The 19,481-nt window shown below is 56.5% G+C and carries 18 protein-coding genes; 4 read left to right on the top strand and 14 right to left on the bottom strand.

The features are described from left to right. The first annotated feature begins 4 nt into the window (after positions 1-4). The 4 genes from AC2FIO_RS00180 to AC2FIO_RS00165 are packed head-to-tail and all read left to right on the top strand — an operon-like array spanning position 5 to position 3,970. Positions 5-1,360 carry a flavin-containing monooxygenase gene (locus tag AC2FIO_RS00180; RefSeq protein WP_496694918.1) on the top strand — a complete coding sequence of 452 codons (1,356 nt, stop codon included), beginning with the start codon at positions 5-7 and terminating at the stop codon, positions 1,358-1,360. Then, positions 1,357-2,271, top strand: coding sequence for a bile acid:sodium symporter family protein (locus tag AC2FIO_RS00175; RefSeq protein WP_496694916.1), 915 nt, complete (start codon positions 1,357-1,359; stop codon positions 2,269-2,271). Before AC2FIO_RS00180 ends, AC2FIO_RS00175 begins: the two co-directional genes overlap by 4 nt. Next, positions 2,256-3,194 carry an SDR family oxidoreductase gene (locus tag AC2FIO_RS00170; RefSeq protein ID WP_282118820.1) on the top strand — a complete coding sequence of 313 codons (939 nt, stop codon included), beginning with the start codon at positions 2,256-2,258 and terminating at the stop codon, positions 3,192-3,194. The genes AC2FIO_RS00175 and AC2FIO_RS00170 overlap by 16 nt, the downstream gene beginning before the upstream one ends. Next, the gene (locus AC2FIO_RS00165; protein WP_496694914.1) at positions 3,191-3,970 is read left to right on the top strand and encodes an SDR family NAD(P)-dependent oxidoreductase; all 780 of its coding nucleotides are present in this window, start codon (positions 3,191-3,193) and stop codon (positions 3,968-3,970) included. The genes AC2FIO_RS00170 and AC2FIO_RS00165 overlap by 4 nt, the downstream gene beginning before the upstream one ends. 4 nt (positions 3,971-3,974) lie before the next feature. On the opposite strand, the gene AC2FIO_RS00160 is transcribed toward AC2FIO_RS00165, so the two are convergent. The 14 genes from AC2FIO_RS00160 to AC2FIO_RS00095 all read right to left on the bottom strand — a co-directional run bounded on the left by AC2FIO_RS00160 (position 3,975) and on the right by AC2FIO_RS00095 (position 19,462). After that, on the bottom strand, positions 3,975-6,179 hold the full coding sequence (locus tag AC2FIO_RS00160) for a PAS-domain containing protein (RefSeq protein WP_496694912.1): 2,205 nt from the start codon (positions 6,177-6,179) through the stop codon (positions 3,975-3,977). 3 nt (positions 6,180-6,182) lie between these two features. Beyond that, positions 6,183-7,352, bottom strand: coding sequence for an FIST N-terminal domain-containing protein (locus AC2FIO_RS00155; protein ID WP_496694910.1), 1,170 nt, complete (start codon positions 7,350-7,352; stop codon positions 6,183-6,185). Positions 7,353-7,403: 51 nt separating this feature from the next. Further along, on the bottom strand, positions 7,404-8,081 hold the full coding sequence (locus AC2FIO_RS00150) for a response regulator (protein ID WP_282150869.1): 678 nt from the start codon (positions 8,079-8,081) through the stop codon (positions 7,404-7,406). Positions 8,082-8,177: 96 nt separating this feature from the next. Continuing rightward, the gene (locus AC2FIO_RS00145; protein WP_496694908.1) at positions 8,178-8,648 is read right to left on the bottom strand and encodes a putative molybdenum carrier protein; all 471 of its coding nucleotides are present in this window, start codon (positions 8,646-8,648) and stop codon (positions 8,178-8,180) included. Between the two features lie 31 nt (positions 8,649-8,679). Then, complete coding sequence (locus tag AC2FIO_RS00140) at positions 8,680-9,114, bottom strand: hypothetical protein (RefSeq protein WP_496694907.1); 435 nt, start codon at positions 9,112-9,114, stop codon at positions 8,680-8,682. Continuing rightward, positions 9,111-11,177 carry a glycosyltransferase gene (locus AC2FIO_RS00135; protein WP_496694905.1) on the bottom strand — a complete coding sequence of 689 codons (2,067 nt, stop codon included), beginning with the start codon at positions 11,175-11,177 and terminating at the stop codon, positions 9,111-9,113. The genes AC2FIO_RS00140 and AC2FIO_RS00135 overlap by 4 nt, the downstream gene beginning before the upstream one ends. Continuing rightward, positions 11,174-12,247: a glycosyltransferase family protein gene (locus tag AC2FIO_RS00130; protein WP_160116495.1), complete on the bottom strand. Its 1,074-nt coding sequence runs from the start codon at positions 12,245-12,247 to the stop codon at positions 11,174-11,176. Before AC2FIO_RS00130 ends, AC2FIO_RS00135 begins: the two co-directional genes overlap by 4 nt. Positions 12,248-12,261: 14 nt before the next feature. Beyond that, positions 12,262-12,582, bottom strand: a complete 321-nt coding sequence (locus AC2FIO_RS00125; RefSeq protein ID WP_282118828.1) for a hypothetical protein — start codon at positions 12,580-12,582, stop codon at positions 12,262-12,264. Positions 12,583-12,657: 75 nt separating this feature from the next. Then, positions 12,658-14,859, bottom strand: coding sequence for a hypothetical protein (locus AC2FIO_RS00120; protein ID WP_496694903.1), 2,202 nt, complete (start codon positions 14,857-14,859; stop codon positions 12,658-12,660). 413 nt (positions 14,860-15,272) lie between these two features. Further along, entirely contained in the window at positions 15,273-15,581 is a 309-nt protein-coding gene (locus tag AC2FIO_RS00115; protein WP_496694902.1) for a Dabb family protein, read from the bottom strand. Positions 15,582-15,690: 109 nt separating this feature from the next. Beyond that, the gene (locus tag AC2FIO_RS00110; RefSeq protein ID WP_058274761.1) at positions 15,691-16,446 is read right to left on the bottom strand and encodes an ABC transporter ATP-binding protein; all 756 of its coding nucleotides are present in this window, start codon (positions 16,444-16,446) and stop codon (positions 15,691-15,693) included. A 9-nt stretch (positions 16,447-16,455) separates the two neighbouring features. Beyond that, complete coding sequence (locus AC2FIO_RS00105; protein WP_282118831.1) at positions 16,456-17,211, bottom strand: ABC transporter ATP-binding protein; 756 nt, start codon at positions 17,209-17,211, stop codon at positions 16,456-16,458. Positions 17,212-17,221: 10 nt separating this feature from the next. Then, complete coding sequence (locus tag AC2FIO_RS00100; protein WP_496694899.1) at positions 17,222-18,427, bottom strand: branched-chain amino acid ABC transporter permease; 1,206 nt, start codon at positions 18,425-18,427, stop codon at positions 17,222-17,224. A gap of 3 nt (positions 18,428-18,430) precedes the next feature. Next, positions 18,431-19,462 (bottom strand): branched-chain amino acid ABC transporter permease, encoded by a 1,032-nt coding sequence (locus tag AC2FIO_RS00095; RefSeq protein WP_496694897.1) that lies wholly within the window; start codon positions 19,460-19,462, stop codon positions 18,431-18,433. Between the last annotated feature and the right edge of the window lie 19 nt (positions 19,463-19,481).

The raw sequence follows: 19,481 nt of genomic DNA, 5'->3' as shown, positions 1-19,481 counted from the left end.
ACGAATGGAACAGGTGCAAGTCGGAGCGGGCCAGCCGGTCACGGTGAAGGCCCGCCCGGAAGAGTGTTTTGCTCTGATCGGAGCTGGGCCCATGGGTCTGGCAATGGCCAAGACACTTGTTGAGCAGGGAGTGCCATTTCAAGGATTTGAACTGGCTGACGATGTGGGTGGTCTGTGGAACATCGATGCCCCTCGGTCTACGATGTACGAGACCGCCCACCTCATATCGTCCAAGAAAATGACCGAATTCACCGACTTCCCTATGCAGGAAGAAACGGCGGAGTATCCATCACATCGCGAGCTCAAGACGTATTTCCACGACTTCGCAAACGCATTTGACCTGTACCAGCACTATCACTTTGGTGCCGAGGTCCTGAGTACCACACCGCTGGATGCAGGCGGATGGGAGGTGAAATGGCGTGACAAGGCAGGCACTGAGCACTGCCAGATCTTTGCGGGTATCCTGATCGCCAACGGCACATTGTCCGAACCCAACCTACCCAAGTTTGAGGGAGAGTTTTCAGGCGAGCTGATCCACGCTTCGGACTACCGTTATCCTACGCAATTCACAGGCAAGCGGGTTCTGGTCATCGGGGCCGGAAACTCGGGCTGCGATATCGCGGTTGACGCCATTCACCACGGGCAGTCCTGCGATATCTCGATGCGCCGGGGGTACTATTTTGTACCCAAATACGTCTTCGGTGTTCCGGCCGACACGCTGGGCGGGAAGATCAATCTGCCCATGTGGCTGAAACGAAAAGTCGACGGTGCAATCCTGAAATGGTTCGTGGGTGATCCGCAGAAATATGGCTTTCCCGAGCCAGATTACGCCCTGTACGAGTCCCACCCCGTCGTCAACTCGCTGATCCTGTTCCACGCCGGGCATGGCGATTTGAAGGTGCGCCCTGACATTGAAAGATTTGACGGCAAGACCGTCCATTTCCGTGATGGCACCAGTGTTGAATATGACATGGTTCTGGCCGCGACCGGATATAAACTGCACTACCCGTTCATCGATAAGTCACACTTGAACTGGCAGGGCGACGCCCCGCACCTGTACCTGAACTGCATGCACCCAACCCGCGATGATCTGTTCATTCTGGGAATGATCGAGGCGTCAGGCCTTGGGTGGCAAGGACGGCACGAACAGGCCGAGATGGTGGCGCGCTACATCGCGGGACTAAGATCCGGAAACTCTGCCGCGAAGGCCATTCACTCGACCAAATCCCAAAAATTCGAACGTGCGACCGGCGGCATGAACTATATCGACCTGCCCCGGATGGCTTACTACGTCGACAAAGCGACCTACCGCGGTGAAGTGACCCGACAGATCGCGGCGTTGAAAGCGGCCCAGTCATGAACGGGATCGACGATGTCGCGCTGAACTTCGATGCAGGCAACCTAAAGCTGCTGAACGTCATCCTTGCCGTCGTGATGTTCTCAATCGCGCTGGATCTTAGGATGGATGACTTTCGCCGGATCCTGCGCGGACCGAAACCGTTGCTTGTTGGGCTGGCATCCCAGTTTTTGGTTCTACCCGCACTCACCTTTCTGATGCTGCTGGTGGTCAATCCACTACCGTCGGTCGCGATGGGGCTGATCCTTGTAGCGGCCTGCCCGGGAGGGAACATCTCGAATTTCATGACGCACCGTGCTGGCGGAAACGTGGCCCTTTCGGTGTCGATGACAGCTTTCGCAACCGTCGGCGCGATCATCATCACGCCCGCTAATGTTGCGCTGTGGGGGAATCTTTACGCCCCAACACGAGAAATCCTGCAAAGGACAGAAATCGACCCAGTCGCAGTAGCCATTACGGTAGGCTTCATGCTTATCTTGCCCCTGATCCTTGGCATGCTGGTCAATGCGCGCTTCACAGCCGTCGCCGATAAAATCCGCCGCCCGATGCAGTGGCTCTCGATGGCGATCTTTATCACTTTCATCCTGGTGGCGCTCGCCGCGAACTGGGGAATTTTCCGACATTTTGCGACCGCGATCATCGGAATCGTCATCCTGCATAACGCGCTGGCTTTTATGGGCGGGTATCTGACCGCGACGGCCGCTAATCTGTCGGAACGCGACCGCCGGTCTGTCACAATCGAAACTGGGATACAGAACTCGGGCCTTGGCCTCATCCTGATTTTCGCCTTTTTCGGAGGGCTTGGCGGAATGGCGGTGGCCGCCGCACTTTGGGGCATCTGGCACGCAATCTCGGGGTTGGCTCTGGCCGCCTTCTTCGCAAGACGAGAGGTGCTCGAATGCGCCACATCCTGATCACCGGTGCCGCCGGTGCGGTGGGCACTGCCCTGTTGCATCGGTTGGGCGGTCGTGCCGACATCACGATCACCGCAACCGATATTCAAGAACCCGCCAACTTGCCGAAAAATGCACGGTTCGTACGGATAGATGTCACCGGCAACGCGCCTCTCAACGTCATTATGGCCGAAGAACCGGACACCATTGTTCATCTGGCGTCCATCGTGACCCCCGGTCCGAGCTCGACCAGAGACCATGAATATCAGGTTGATGTCGAAGGTACCCGAAATGTGCTGAATGCGGCGATTGCCGCCGGGGTCAAGCGTCTGGTGGTTACCTCTTCGGGGGCCGCTTATGGGTATCATGCCGATAACCCGGTTCCCTTGCGCGAAACGGATGCGATACGAGGCAATCAGGAGTTTGCCTATTCCTGGCACAAGCGGCTGGTCGAAGAAATGCTGGCCGAAGCCAGACAAACCACGCCCGGCCTCGAACAGGTTGTTCTGCGCGTGGGGACTGTGCTGGGGCCAAAGGTTGAAAATCAGATAACGGCCCTGTTTCACAAACCCCGTCTGCTGGGGCTGAAAGGGTCAGACAGCCCGTTTGTGTTCATCTGGGATGAAGATCTGGCCGATATCCTGGTTCGTGCGGCCACGGAGGGGCCTGCCGGCGTTTTCAATGTTGCAGGCGACGGCGCGCTGACCATCTCACAGATCGCATCACAGATGAGCAAACCGTTGCGTCGGCTATCTCCGGCGGTGGTCAGGGCCGCTCTGACCATTGCCCGCCCGCTGCGTCTGTCGCGTTATGGCCCAGAGCAAGTGCGTTTTCTTCTGTATCGCCCTGTGTTGAACAACGCCGCGCTGAAAGGCGAATTCGGCTATCACCCCAAATTCACGAGTGCCGAGGCGTTCGATCGCTGGTGGGAGGCTACCCAATGAAACCAACCGCTGTCATTACAGGAGGAGCCGGAGGGCTGGGCCGTGCATTGTCCGCTGCGCTAAGGGCCGACGGTTGGCATACCGCATTGATTGATTTACCGGGGCAAGAACTTGACGCGCTTGCCAATCTGGATGACGTCAGCACCTATGCCTGTGATCTGACCGACGCTGATCAATGCAAAGACAACTGCACCCGGATCATTGCGGCAAGGGACTCCATAGATCTGGTGATCTACAATGCAGGTGTCTCGCAGATTTCCGCGTTTTCGGACAGCGATATGCGCTCGCACCGAAACTTGTTCGAAATCAACTATTTCGCTGCAGTTTCTTGCGCTCAGGATTTTCTGGACGCGGTCAGGAAAGCCAAGGGTACGCACCTTGCGATCTCTTCCGTCGCGGGTTTTGCACCGCTCATCCATCGAACCGCCTATGCAGCCAGCAAACACGCGATGGAGGGGTTCTTTAAGTCCCTTCGCGCCGAGGAATCCGCCCACGGGGTTCGCGTTTCCATCGCCGCGCCATCCTTTGTGGCGACTAATATCGGGCGACCGGAGGCCGCAGACGCTGGGTTCGTTCGTCCCGGCTCTGCCTCGGATGGTATCGACTACATGGAGCCGGAAGCGGCGGCGCAGGTAATCTTGCAAGGTTACCGGCGACGTAAAGACTACATCCCAGTCGGGCGGATCGCACAGATCGCCAATCTGGTAAACCGTCTGGCACCAAAGCTCTATTTCCGTCAGATGATGCGAACGGTAGGTAGGCAACGAACGCCCTGACCTGTCAACTGACCGAAGCCTCTAACACGGATTTTAGCTTTCGTGCATCAATCGGCTTGTGCAGCAAAAGGTAGCCTGCCGTCTTGCAAGAAGCGGCCAATTCGGTCGAACGATCAGCAGAAATGATGCAACCGGGCAGTTGCCCGAATTCGCGCGTCAGTTCGGCAATGGCTTCGGTCCCGGTCTTGCCGCCGTCCAGTTGAAAATCGGCGACAATGACATCCGGTAAAATCCCGATCTCGTGCAACAGGTTTGCCGCCTCATCTTTGCTGGCCGCTTCCAATACCTGAACGCCCCAGTTTTCCATCGTCATGCACAGCGCGCCGCGCAGGTTGTCATCGTTTTCAATCAGCAAGGCAACCGTCCTGTGCAGCACGTCCGAGCGCGACTGTATCGACGGCTCACCGCTATTCAGCGCATCGCGTGCCTGGCCTGCTGATGGAACCGTGATTGAAAAAACGGTTCCGCGCCCCAGTTCGGACTGCAAATTTATCGGATGTTTCAGCAAACCACAGGCGCGCTCCACAATGGCAAGGCCCAAACCCATCCCTTCGGCCGCACTGGCGTCTGAATGAATACGTTTAAATTCTTGAAAAACAACGTCTCTCTGGTCTGGCGCGATCCCAATCCCTGTATCCCAAACCTGGATCGAAACGGTCTTCCCCAGTCGTCTTACACCGACCAGAACCCTGCCCATTTCCGTGTAACGGATCGCATTTGACAGCAGGTTTTGCAGAATGCGCCGCAGGTAACTGGCATCACTTCTGACAACTGTATCAGTGCCGACAAATCGCAACCCAAGCCCCTTGGCTTGCGCCATAGGCCTAAAGGCGTCCTCCATCTGGGAAAAAAGCTCACCGACCGGGACTGAGGATAAGTGAACCGATGCCCGCCCGGAATCCAGTTTCGAAATATCCAGCAGCGCCTCAAGAATGTGTTCGACACTGTTTAGGGCGCTCTCTGCTTTCACCGCGACTGCGCGCGCATCGGCCTTGTCCAATCCACTGCCCAAGGTCGAGACGTAGAGTTTTGCAGCCGACAGAGGTTGCAACAGATCATGGCTGGCCGCCGCGACAAAGCGCGATTTTGATGCGTTCGCGCGTTCTGCCTCGTTCAGCGCGTCCGCGAGCTCCATTGTCCGCGATGCAACGCGCTGTTCCAACAGTTCCTTGGCCTCGACCAGGGCTTGCGCGGATTTTCTGTCTTCCGTCACATCAGTGAAAGAAATCACAAATCCCTGATCCGGCATTTCCTGCGCAAAGACTGACAAAATCTTGGCACGACCGCTGTGCATCTGGAATTGCAGCGGCGGACGTTCGGTCGAGCGATTGACCCAGGCCAGCAGGTCAGCGTCGCTCACGCCGCCCTCAAAACTGATTGTCGCGCTTAACCGGTGAAACAACGTCTGGAACGGTGCGCCCATCTGAAATTGCGCATTGGGAATGGCCAGAAGTTGGCTGGCGCGGTTGTTCCACCCGACCAGACGCAGCTTGCTGTCAAAGATACAAACCCCCTGATCGATATGTTCCAGTGTCGCGCGGATCAGCCGGGCCTGGTCATCTAGGATACGATCCCTTTCCTGCCGTTCGACCCGCATGATGTCGGTTACATCCGTCTGCAAAATAACGGTACCGCCATCCGGCGTCCGGTGTTCGGACACCTGCATCCAGCGGTTGCCACTAAGGCGGATGTTGAAGACGACGTGATCTTCAGCATGGCGCGCCATGCGTCGTTGCACCCAGTCTTTTGGGGAAACTACTCCAGGTAGGGACAGGAACCTGGACTGGCTGACCAACCCGACATAATCGGTGAACCGCAGCCCCGGTGTCAGCTTGGTTTGGATGTCAGGCATATGCAGGCCAAAGCGGCTATTGCACAGGACCATTTCTTCATCCCGGTTGAACAGCGCAAACCCTTCCTGCACCGCCTCGATCGCATTGGCGAGGTTTGCGCGGGCGGCTTCGGTTTCCTGATTGGCCTGCGCCAAGCGCGCGTTCGAGTCGTTGAGCAAGTCCAACGCCCGCTCAAGGTCATCTGTCCGGGCCCGCACTTCCTGTTCCAACATGGCCGCCCGCTGAAACTGAGCATAAGCCGCACCCGAGGCATCAGTGGATTCTTCAACCCGCCGCATCAGGGCCGCGACGATTTTCAGCAGCTTTTCATTTTGCCGATCAAGCGGATCATTGGGGTCGGTCAGGGATTCAATCATCGCCTACCCGTCTTCCGGAGGGTAAATCGCGACGCCGGTCAGCGTCTGGTTCACATGGATCGAGTTGAATTGCTCGCCATAGGTCGAAAACCCGACAACATGGTTCTCGGCAAGCAGTCGCGAAATCTCGCCCGTCTTTTGCTTTTCCTGTGCTTCCAGCCGGCGCAGGATGCAATCGCAGCCCAGGATCGTGTCCGGACGGGTGGCCTGTGTCAACGCAGCGATTTCTTCCTCGAGATGCGAAACCATGTCCCGAGGTTCAGCCAGCGTCAGCACCAGCCCTTCATCAATCGCGGAAAAGAACACAAGGTCACCATTGCCCGCGACGCGCTGGATGGCCCGTACATGATGCTGGCCGCCGATCTGCACAACCAGCGGGTGGGCCGCAAAGGTAAAGGTCGTCAGCTGTTCAGGGTCTTTACCAAGTAGACGGGCATATTCGCGCGCGGCTGGCTCGGCGTTGATTTCCTGCACGATACGGTTTGCCGGATCGGCCTTGGTGACAACCATACGCCGCGCCGTTGGTACCAGGTGATCCGTCTTGAACACTTTGATCGGGCAGCGCGTGCGAACCTGTGTCAGGATCGCCGCGTTTTGCATGGCCTGACCGTCCATCAACACATAGGTCGCGCCGAAATGGGTTCCGTCCCCTGCGGACCCGCCGAACAAGGGCACCGGCCCCAATCCAACGGCGAGTTCCGACGTCAGCGCATCCTCTTTCGTCGACAGCCCGTCGATCATCAAAAAGGAAAACTCGTGTTTCCAATCCGGTGCGGACGCCGCCATTTCGTTACGGTTGCGGATCATCTGGTCGATGATGTCCTGCGCTGAGAAATTCCCAAGGTCGGGCACCAACAGGGTGCGCACCTCGAAATGCGAAGACGGTAATCCGATGGCGACAATCTGATCTTCGCCATAGCCGCAATCTGCAAGCTCGCCCGCTGTGGTGCATCCGATCACAGGCGTTGGCGCAAAAGCATCGACTGCCTCGGAAATAACCGCCGCCGCATCCGCGCCTGAGCTCACGAACAGAATAACCAAGGACAAAAGATCATCGCCCAACGATCCGGCGAGTTTTTCGATCGCCTGATCCGTGTCGCGATGTACAAAGCCCGTTTTGACGATACCTGGCGCACGGGCAGCAGCTGTCGCCCACCCGACTGCTTGGTTCATCCTGCCCTCCTCCCTGAAGCGCAACGTCTTCATATGATATGGCGCGAGGGCTTATTCTTGCAAGACGCTGGCAAGAGAAGCCTTCTTGGCAAGCAGCACGGCCTGCGTACGACTTTGCACGCCGAGTTTACGCATGATTGCAGTTACATGCGCCTTGACCGTGGTTTCGGCAATGGACAGATCAAACGCAATCTGCTTGTTCAGTTTGCCTTCACAGATAAGCTGCAGAATGCGCGATTGCTGATTGGTCAAAGTGGCAAGCCGATTGGCGGCGTCGCTGTGTTCGGTATCCGCATCGTCGTCAATCAGTGCAAAACCGTCTGGCACGAAGACGTCTCCGGAATGAACTGTCTCGAAAGCTGTACGAAACACGTCTCGCTGGCTGTGCTTGGGGACATAACCTGAGGCACCCGCACGGATCACCTGACTGATCACACGGTTCTCTGAAATCGACGACACCACGATGACCGGTGCATCGGTGGCCGCTTTGACACGCACCAAACCTTCAAGCCCGTCCACATCCGGCAGGTTGAGGTCCAGTATGACCGCATCTGGTCGCAACCCACCGGCAATCAGAGCAATCGCGTTTTCCAATCGATCTGCGGTGTGGATTTCACCGATACGAGTGACACTTTGCAGCGTCATCGACAAAGCATCACAAAACAGTGGATGGTCATCGACGATCAGGACCTTGTCAAAATCAATCTGTCCGGCGGTTTTTGCAAACATGAAACTTGGCCTTCGCAATCTGGTTGTCCCAACCCTAGCAACCGTCGGGTGCCGCGCCTACTGGCGAAACGTCGTATAGCCGGAACCAAAGTTTGGCTATGCCTCGGGGCTTTGGGGCAAAATCGATTGACGTAAGATCGCTGTCACTTTGGCTCCGATCTGGGGGGCTTCACTTTCTCTGGGGCCAGCGATGTTCAATATCGTAATAGGCCTCGCCATGACCCATTGCTTTACTTGGCGCGCACACGCCTCAAGCCCCTGCCCTAGATCAACGACCAGATAAGGCTTTCCGATCTCTTGCGCAAAATCGATCGTCAACTGCGTTCCCGGACTGGTCGATCCATCCACAAACACCAGCAAAGCGTCACAGGCCAAAACGTTCAGCTTAGTGCGTTCGGCGACATCCGCGGACTGTGTTTCATTCAAACCAGAGAAGCGATCCGGAATGCGGCCCGCCTCATTCAAGCGGCCTTTCGGAACCCAGCCGCCATAGGGAATGTCGTTTTCCAAAGCGAACTGGAAAGCCGCCATATCAACGCCTGTTTGTCCGCCGGTTATGATTTTCACAAGACGCTCCTTACCCTAAATCAGCGCCTTGCTAGCCCAACAGACCGATTTCATGCCCGTCAATGATAATCGCCAGATCCCAGTATTTTCTGATTTCTTCCTCGGCGGCCTGGGCTGCAGCAGCCTCTTCGGGAACGCGTTCGACCCGAAACCCGAACCGTTCAAGCCCGCAATAGTCCACTCGGCTGAGAATGACGGGAAAAACCTCCCGCTCCATCGCGGCGGCGGCCAACAGCCTTGCGATACGATATGGCGTTTCTGGTGGTTCATGCACCCGCACGCCGATATGCACCGGGCCGCCGGGCTCCCGGTCCCACAGCATGAGCGAGGGGGCCAGCCGCATATTCGGAAAGATAACCTTGCCAAGCGGCTTGGTGTCACGATCCTCATTGATCAGATCGTCCAGCGGCTCGGGTCGATTTGGCGACGCTCTGCTGAGGATTTCGAACCATAGATAACTGGTCATATCCGCGCCCCCAATTCGGATAGCAATTCGGCGGCCTTGACTGCCCCCGTTTTGGGCAGCTCAAAACCATTCAATGCAGATCGGTAAAATTCGGCTCCGTCGTGATCCAGCCAATCTGCCACTGTGCGCTCGAGCGTCATGAATTCGCGTTCGGTGATGGCGGCACACAAGTCTCGGTCGGCCATAGCTGCGGCGCGCCGTTCCTGATCGTCCAGATAGGGTGCTGACTGCGGAATAAATATCGCCGGGATGCGATGGTACAGCATCTCAAGGACCGAGTTGTATCCGGCCGCAGATATGACCACGTCTGCGGCGAGGCTAAGCTTGGTCGCCTCCAGTGTCTGAACCACGTGGGTGTTTTTCCAACCGAATGTGGCAGGCTGAACCGTGCTTCCGGGCCACGTTACAACCAGGTGCAGGCAATCATCGCGCGCCTCAAGGATGCCCGAGATCGCCTGCAATTGCGCAGACCTGTCCGATGCGACGCCGCCACCCAGCATGCTGACAACCAGTTGCTTGAAGTCGCGCCCGAAACGTTCCGCCAGCCGGGCCCTGAGCTGTTCTTTTTCCGCGGCGGACTGTTCCACCTGACGCACGATTGGCCCGACATAATGGACATGGTCACCATAGCTGTAGGCGTCGTTCAGCTCGTCAAATGCCTCGGAAGGCACGATGACACGGTCAAACACGCTTTCGCGGCGCAGCATAGTCTGCCTGGACCGGCCTTCAGGCCACAACCCGCGCCGGATCCAAGCCGCCGACAACTTACGTTCACGGATCACCCGGTAGACGGAGTCAAACACGTAGCCGCCGTCAAAAACCAGCGTGTCGTTTTCTTGAAGCACCGCACCAAGACGCCGATACGTCAGTACGTCATTGCCATCTGAATTGGTCTTTGTATCGGTGCGCTGAACCAGAGGGATACAGTCGATACCCTCACGGCGAACAAGCGGGACGCAGCTGGGAAAGGCCGCAAACATTTTTGTCAGGGTGTCCGGCATTTCACGGGCAATGATGCTGCACCGCTGCGCATGGCCCAGCCCCACGCCGTTCGTCGGGAAAAACAGGGTTTTGCGCTTGTCCTGTTCTGTCTGACGCTGTTTCGGCTGCAGACCTGCAGCGGTTTCCAGGCGCGAAATGTCAACTGTGTGCAACCACTGGGATTTCGAGGCCTGTTCGACAATTTGCGGCACGTTTCCGATCACATTGCCGATCAGGTACCCATCCAACGCGAACGGAGTCTTGGGCCCAAGCAAAGCAGGTGCGCCCGAAGACATCAGAACCTCATCGTCGGTACAGTCGATCGCAACACCGCCGGCTGCAATCAGCTCGACCGCAAAAGCGGCCATGCGAACCCCGGCGATCCCGTGACCGAACATCGCCAGAATATCCGTCGAGTTTGCCAAGGTCAGCGGCGACAGCCCGGTATACAGATAGGTCGGCAAATCGTGAAACGGCGACGCCTTGATCGCCTCATTCTGCGCGCCGCTGACGATGAGTTTCAGGTTATAGCCACCCTGGCTGCTCATGCGGGAAAAGCAGGACAGCGTCTCGGGGTTGTCCAACTCCATCGAACCCAACACAAGGGTCACGTTCGGCACCACCCTTTTGGACCGCCGCGATACGGGCCGAATATCCGCCACCAAAGGGCTTGAGGTCGATGGCAGCACTGGACGTGGTTGAAAATCTGTCAGGTCAATCACGTGGGCTTCGCGCCCAAGCGCATAGGCCAGCCGGGCCTTGGCCGCGATATAGCTTTGCTGGGTCAAAAAGCGGCCCGTCGCAACAACCGGAACACTCGGGTCGAGCTGTTTGTTCCGCAGCGAAGCAAGAAGAAAATCGTCGATCTCTTCGGCACCCAGCACGAATACGGTCTGCGCCTTGTTCTCGCCCGGGTCGACAAGGAACTTGGCTGCCTCGTAAATCCTGCCACGCCCTGCATCCTCGGGCAGATAATCGGCATCAATGCACACATTGAAGCTACGTGCGGCAAGCTGCTCGGCAAAGATCAACTGCGTGTCAAACGACCGCAATGAGCGTGTGCCGACTTCGACATAGATCATTTATTCACCTCGCTGTCGGCGGACAAAACCCCCGACAGCATCGCCTTGAATTTACCTGCAGAGTAGTTCTGCAGCGCCGATTGCGATCTGGCCACCTGATCATGGTATTTTTGCGGTTGGGCGATCAGGTCGGCAATGATTGTGTCCACCTGAGAGGGCTGGCAAGTCAAGACGGCATTTCCGAACGTGGCACCAGTATCGGGGTTGGTCAGAACAACCTTACCTGCGGCAACCGCCTCGGCCACAACGCGACCAAAACTTTCTTGCCAGGTCGGTGCCGTGAAATATACAAAAAAGTCAATCATTCCAAAGAACTCTTGCACAGTTATGGCGTCAAAGGGAAGCAAGGTCCAATGCGCGCGAAGAACACGGGCATTCAACAAGGCATCGGCTCCAAGAATTACATTGCACTGAGAGTGGCTTGGAAAACAGCTGTCCAAATCAGCAATAACCGGGAACTTCTCGAATCCGGGTCGTGAATGACGCCCACGGCGGTCCTGTGGCGTTTCACACGGGGCGCTCATCTCGGTCTCGCAAATGTTGAACCAGTCAGAGCCCAAAACGTCCCATTGCCGCGCCACGCGAGACGTTGCCAACCAGTCAACGACACCGTTTCGGTTATACGGTGATATCGGTGCGAGTGTTTTCCTGAGAGAAATTGTTGAGGCTTCGATCTGGCTTAGACAGTTTGAAACATCAAACCCCTCTGCCCCGCCTGGACGCAGAAAATTCTCATGCGTGATCACGTACAGCTCGCGCGCAATGATCCTTGTGCCAAGCGTGTCCTGAAATTTCAGAAAAGACGGGTTGTGCAAAAATACGAAATCCGCGCTGATCCGCGGCGCGTCCCAAATGATCGGAATATTCAATTCGTCCAGCACCCGCCGTAAAACCGGCGAGACTTGCTGCTTGGTGCCAAATGTTTTGGATGTGATCGCGTGGACGACCACCTGCCCGAATTCGGCGGCCACAGGCAATTCGGCGGCCACAGCCGCAGAAGTCCCGCCAGAAAACCGCGGCTCGATGACATAAGCGATCGTAGGAATGTTCGATCGCTCAAGGGCAAGCATTTCCGACATCCGGCTCAGTGTTGCAGCGACGCGGCGAATGCATTCTCAGTCGAACGGTTCTCGTCGCTGGCCGGTGCGCTGGAGGCATAGCTGAAATCCAGATCTCCAACCGACGCGACCTCGTGAAAGCTCCGCAGCTCCAGCGACAGTTCATCATCGCCGCTCAATAGCTGGGGGTTTTTGTCGAGGTAGGAATACAGTGCCTGAATGTCATTGGTGGACAGCATTTGGTCGATGACCAGCAGGTGCTCAAGCGTAATCTCGGCACGCGCGTTTTGGGTCGTCGACAAAAATAGCAGAGCAGTTACGATGCCGATAAGTCGTCTATCCGTCATTGTGGATACCTCGTCGGAAATAATTAACAGTACACAAAATTGAATCAGTCCTTTTCAGTATAGCTCAAAATACAGTTATTGGGTTGTCGCTTTTTTTAGTTTGCTCAAGACCTGACTTTTCAGGCGATTGACGCGGTTGGGGGATTGGGCACTGCTCGTGGATCGCGTAGTGGTCCGCTTGACCGCGGCGACGCCCGAACCTTCCCCTGCCAACCATAACTCAATGATCCCATTAGGGGTTTTGACGTTGGCCCCTGTGAAGTCCCGCAGCAATGCGCCCGAATCCCTGGCGAGTGCGGCCGCTCTTTCCTCGTCCTGCTTGTGATAGAAGCGAACGTTTGACTGAGTGATCCCAAACCCCACACGGGCCTGTCCGTTCAGCTCGTGCCCCGTCGACGTCAGGTTGGTCACCATAGAATCAACAACACCCTGCGGCACGTTGGTTGGCGCATAGATCCGGAAGGCCACCACAGAATTTGCTGGTGCCGGCTCTGGTTCTGATGGGGTGATTGCCTCATCCGGCAAAGCTGAGCGTTCGATAGGCTTTGATGGCGCTGAAGCTTCTTGCAGCAAGGGCGCCAATGACACCACGGCATCCAACGGAAGTGGTGCTTGGGGCGAGTTTGGCGTTTCCAGCGGGTCTGGTCTCTGCGCAAGGGTAGGTACCTGCAATGCGGAAGATGTCTGCGAGGGGGCAGGTGTCACCAGCGGAGACGGCACGCCGGACAGTTCCGGCGCAACAGGCAGAGCCGCCAATTCTACAGGTTCCGGCTGAGGCTCGGATGGCAGCGGTTGCGCGATCTCGGCAGAAATCCCTGTGCCGTCCTGCTGCACGGCAAGGTCCGATGCAACCGTGTTCGACGACGTTGCGCCGGGCTCAACCAGAACGCGCGCTTCCGGCGGTTCTTCGATTTCAAGCAAAGCCAGGTCTTCCGGCAGGGAAAGGTCCGAAACAGTTGGTTCGCCTGTCTGGGTGCCCACGTCCGGCTGATACGCACGCGCCAGCTCAGGCGCAATCTGGTGGACATCCAATGGCACCCGCGATGCCGCACGCTCCAATGCACCAGGCTGGATCGGAATCACGGGTGAGCGCATTGCAGTTATTCTTGCTGTCGCCGTGACGGTTGCGGCTTCCAGGAACTCTTCGGGTTCTGCCGCCGACACAGTCGTTTCAAGCAAAGCGACAGAAGTGCTGAAAATCTCGGGCGTGGATTGAAAGCGGACGAAACCCAGGTTCACTTCTTCCCGAGGTCGATAGCTTAGCGGGGTTATCGGCAGCGGCGGCTGGACAAGGGTCGACACGAAAGACCGGACATTAGGAGCTAGGCGTGACACCTCTGGTTCGATGCCGTCCAACGGCCCGGACGCCTCTAATAGGGGCAATGACAGCGACGCCAAGTCTTCTGGCGCGCCTGTGTCATCGTCAGACGAAATCGACTCAGATGACTTATCGAATACTGTCGTGGAGGTTACAGCCAGATCCTCCGTGCCGCGCGTTACATCAGAGGTCGCCGGAAGCTGGGCCAGTTCGGCGTCTTGTTGCGTGATCGCGCTTGTCGCCATGGCCTCCTGGCTCGTCAGGCCCACATTTTCGTTTGGGCCGGACGCGCTCAATCCAGACAGGATCAGAAAAACCGAAGACGACGCAACCACACCGATGCCGCATCCCGCCGCCATCATACCCAACCGCATTTTGCGCCGAGAACGTTTCTGGTCTTCGATCCTTTCAAGAAGGTTCTTGCGCAAACGATCCGCAACTTCATCCTCTGACAGTTTTAGGCTTGGCTCGGGGTTGATCAGATCCTCTGGGATATTGTCGGGATTTATGCCCGGCACGGGCCCACCATTGGGCAGTGCGGCGCTTGCTTCGTCTCGTTCATCGCGGGGGACGTTTTCGGCCGCGTGGCTGTTATTGTTGACGGATTGGCTGCCAGACCCCCCTGCCGTGGTATTTTGAACCGACTCACCGACCTGGCGTGAATTGGTTGCCTGGGTCGGCGTACCGGCGGTTTTAGGCTGGCCCGCCGATGTATTTTGCGCGTTTGTCAGCTGCGAACCAGCGGTTGATTGCGTCGGTTTTTGTCCGCCCGGCCCTGCCGGCTGCGCAGCGCCACCGTTTCTTTTGCCTGCCGGGGCATCATTTTCTTGCTGTTTGCGAGCGTTATCAAGCACCTCCTGCCATTCAGGAGATTGCACAAAGTCATAAACACCCGACACTTTGTTAGCGTCTTTTTTGGCAACTTCAGGGCGAGCTTTTGGATCGCTGGCCTTTGTCATCAATACCCCCGAACTGGCCGCCGGAACACGCTCTTCGCTGTCGCAACTCGGGCAAACCAATTACACTCGTGAACATCAAAAAATTCAAAAAAATGTACGAAGCATTATAAAAAATTGACCGGTGGAAGACAAGTAATCCGGTGTTCGACGTACAACTATTGCCGTTTTCGCAAGGGAAGGATGCGCCGTTGTGGGCCCAGTCTGTGCCCTGGCACCATCTGCGTCGGCTCAGCGATTTCAGTAAAATGGGGTTCGTCAAATCATTGATGATCAAGCTGATCAGGGTCGTTTCCGCAGATCGCAAACTTGACGCCGAACGCTTACAGGGACACGGGCGCGCGGCACCACGCTGCACCGTTCAGCACACAGTTTCAATCGGCCCTTCGGAATTTGGCTGAAACAGTTTCACTATCTCAGACCTCTAAATCCAGGACCAGAATTCCGTCGATGCCGCCCACGGTGTTTTCGACCAACTGTGCGCCCAGCGCTTTGTGCCTCTCGTTGCTTTGGTAGCTGGCCAATGCGGCCCAATCATCGAAATCAATCACAAACCCATGCTTGTAACCGCGTTCGATCTGTTCAGGGCTTTCGCTGCGGCCACCAGTGAACCCACCTGCACCCGGAAGGGCGTCGGTCAGGTTCGAGAGGCCCCTGTAAATCTTCCCGATGGTTTCTTCGGTCACGTCGGACCGGAATTTTGTCAGGACTATATGGCGGATCATAGTTAGTTGCCTTGATCATGAGTGTAGGAGCGCAAGCGTCCGAAGAATTCGAGCGTCACCATAACTAAGGCGTTTGCAACCAGAATATTCCTAAGACTTCGAGCTTGCTCTAGATCGCCAAATACTCCTCGCGAAGGCCGGTGTCTTGAAGCACCTCGTTCGCCGTCCCATCAAATACGATAGTGCCGGTGTCCAGAATGATCGCGCGATCGGCTAACTCCAATGCTCGGACGGCGTTCTGTTCGACGATGATCGTAGTCATACCCTGTTGCTTAACGTGGGCCAGTGTTTTTTCAATCTCGTCGACAATGACCGGGGCCAGACCTTCGTAAGGCTCATCCAGAAGCAGGACCTTGATATCCCGGGCAAGGGCTCTGGCGATTGACAGCATTTGTTGTTCGCCACCCGACAACGTAATCCCCTCTTGTTTCCTGCGTTCGCCCAAACGCGGGAACAGTTCATACAACCGCTCCAGGGACCATCCGACCGGCGGTGCAATCTGGGCAAGCTGCAGGTTTTCCTCAACGGTCAGCCCTGGGATAATTCGTCTGTCTTCCGGTACAAGGCCAAGACCAACAGACGCCGCTTCGTAGCTTGTCATATTGTGTAGTGGCTGGTGGTCCAGCCAGATTTCACCGTGCCTTACTTCGGGATCGCCTACCCGCGCAATCGACCGGAGTGTCGAGGTTTTGCCAGCGCCGTTCCGTCCTAGCAGGGCCAGAATCTCGCCTTCGTGCACATTAAAGCTGACGCCCTGCACGATATAGCTTTCTCCGTAGTACGAATGCATGTCCCATACAGACAGGAACGCAGGCGCGGTGCTTGCCCTATTGGCGTTTTTCGAAAAGTCGGGTTTCTCGTTCATAGCTTGTCCTTACGCCGCCTCGCCCAGATAGGCTTCACGAACCTTGGGATGTCCACGGATTTTTTCTGGAGTATCTTCGACCAGCGGCGTCCCTTGCGCCAGAACGGTGATGCGTTCCGCAAGGCTGAAGACCACATGCATGTCATGCTCGATAATGGCGATAGTTATATCGCGCTCATCCTTGATCTGTTTTAGCAAATCAATGGTGTTGTTGGTGTCCGCCCGTGCCATGCCAGCCGTAGGTTCGTCCAGCAACAACAGCCGCGGATTTTGACTAAGGCACATGCCAATCTCAAGTCGCCGCTTGTCGCCCCGGGACAGCGACGCCGCGTGCATTTCGCGTTTGTCGGCCATGTTCATTTCTTCCAGCATGACTTCGGCCTGTTCGACGACCTCACGTTCGCTAGCGATGGTCTCATAGGCATGCATCCGGAATGCCCCATCCCGCATCGCGAAGATCGGGATCAGCATGTTCTCCATCACAGTCAGCTCGCCAAAGATCTCAGGCGTTTGGAACACGCGGCTGATGCCCATCTGGTTGATCTGGAACGGCTCGAGTCCCAGAACCGAGTTGTTGTTGAACAACACCGATCCGGTGTCTGGCATCAGCTTGCCCACCAGACAGTTCAGCAGCGTCGATTTTCCCGCGCCATTGGGGCCGATGATCGCATGAACCGAGTTCTCTTCGATATTGAGGTTCACATCTGTCAGCGCCTTGAGGCCACCGAAGCGCTTGCTGACGTCTTTGACTCTTAGAATTGCCATTTCTCGCCCCTTATTCCGCCGGTTCTGTTTTGCCCGACGGCGCATCGTCGGTGTCTTTTTTCTTACGCTTGAAGCGCTTGAGCAAACGTTGTCCACCCTCAACAAGACCACCCGGCAGATAGATGACGACCAGCATGAACAGGATGCCCAGCGTCAGGTGCCAGCCTTTGCCGATGAACGGGTGGATCACGAACACCACGGCATCCTCCAGCCCGTCGGGCAGGAATGCGAACCAGCTATGCAGGACGTTGTCGTTGATCTTCGAGAAGATGTTCTCGAAATACTTGATGAAACCTGCGCCCAGAACCGGGCCGATCAACGTGCCCGTACCACCGAGGATCGTCATCAGAACCACCTCGCCCGAAGCGGTCCATTGCATCCGCTCGGCACCTGCCAGCGGGTCCATTGCGGCCATCAGACCACCGGCCAGACCGGCGTACATGCCAGAAATCACAAAGGCCGCGAGCGTATATGGCTTGGAGTTCAGACCCGTATAGTTCATCCGCTGCTGGTTCGATTTTACTGCCCGCAGCATCATGCCAAAGGGCGACCGGAAAATACGGATAGACAGGTAAAACACGACCATCATTATGATTGCGCACAAGTAGTAACCCGCGTTGAAGTCAAAGCTCCACGCGCCCACATCCATCGTGTACGTCGCGCGCATTGGCAATCCAAACAGATGCGGTAAATCCGGCGCGTTAGCGCCCTGCAGGATCTGCGGATCGTCCGCATAAACCTGCAGGCCGGTTTCCCCGTTCGTCAGGTTAAACTTGGGATTTGACAGTACCGAGTAGGCCAGCGCAAAGCTCATTTGTGCAAAGGCCAGCGTCAGGATCGAGAAATAGATCCCCGACCGCCGTAGGCTGATGAACCCGATAAGTAGTGAGAACAGGCCCGCGACGACGACACTCAGCGCGATGGCTGGAATGACGTTGTAGCTGAGTAGTTTGAACATCCAAACTGCCGAGTATGATCCTACGCCCAGAAAGGCCGCGTGACCGAAGGACAAGTACCCGGTCAGGCCAAACAGAATGTTGAACCCGATGGCAAAGATCCCGAAAATCACGAACCTCTGCATCAAATCCGGGTAACCCGCGTTGAACTGCGCCATGGCGCTGCCCTCTGGAAACGGGTTCAGGATGAAAGGCGCCAGCAAAGTCAGGAGTGCGACGACGATCAGCAGGCTGGTGTCTTTTTTATTCAGTCCCAACATTGATTATTCCTCCATCACGCCCTTGCGCCCCATCAGCCCGCGCGGACGCGTCAGCAGCACGATGATGGCGACAAGGTAGATGATGATCTGATTGATGCCTGGGATCGTTGTGGTGGCCCAGGTGGTCGAGGCAAAGCTTTCCAGAATGCCCAGCAAAAAGCCTGCCAGAACGGCGCCTGGCAATGACCCCATTCCGCCAACAACAACCACGACGAAGCTAAGGACCAGAAAGTCCATTCCCATGTGGTAGTTCGGCGGGTTGAGCGGCCCGTACATCACACCGGCCAGTCCGGCGACACCGGCAGCAATGCCAAACATAATGGTAAACCGGCGGTCAATATTGATGCCCAGCAGGCCCACCGTTTCCCGGTCAGCCATCCCAGCACGGACAACCATCCCGAAGGTGGTGAACTGCAGGAAGGAAAACACTGCGCCGATAATGCCTACGGCAAAGCCAAAATAGACCAATCGCCAAATCGGGTAGATGATTGCATTGGGATCAAAACCAACCATGGTACCCAGATCGACAGATCCGCTCAGCACATCGGGCGGAGGGGTCTGGATCGGGTTGGCGCCGAAGAAATACTTGACGATTTCCTGCAGAACGATCGCAAGACCAAAGGTCACCAGGATCTGGTCTGCATGCGGGCGCTTGTAGAAATGTTTGATCAGCCCGCGTTCCATCACATAGCCAACCAGCAGCATGATCGGGATCGCAAACAGGATGGCCAGCGGAACGGACCAGTCGATAATCGTTGCGCCGACTTCGGGGCCGAACCAGGCCTCGATAAAAGGCGTTTCGACCTTCAGCGGATTACCCAGAAAGTCTTTTTGGGTTTCATCCAGGGTCACGAAACTCAGGTTCAGCAGCTTTTGCAAAGTAACGGCGCAGAACGCGCCAATCATGAACAAAGCCCCGTGGGCAAAGTTCACGACGCCGAGCGTCCCGAAGATCAGGGTAAGACCCAGCGCGATCAGCGCATAAGCCGAGCCCTTGTCCAGACCGTTGAGTATTTGCAGTAGGATGGCGTCCATTGGGCCCACCTCAGGGTTG

Source organism: Ruegeria sp. CDSB086, from assembly GCF_059611065.1.
The sequence above is the reverse complement of the archived record's forward strand: the minus strand, read 5'-3'. Positions and strand labels throughout refer to the sequence as shown.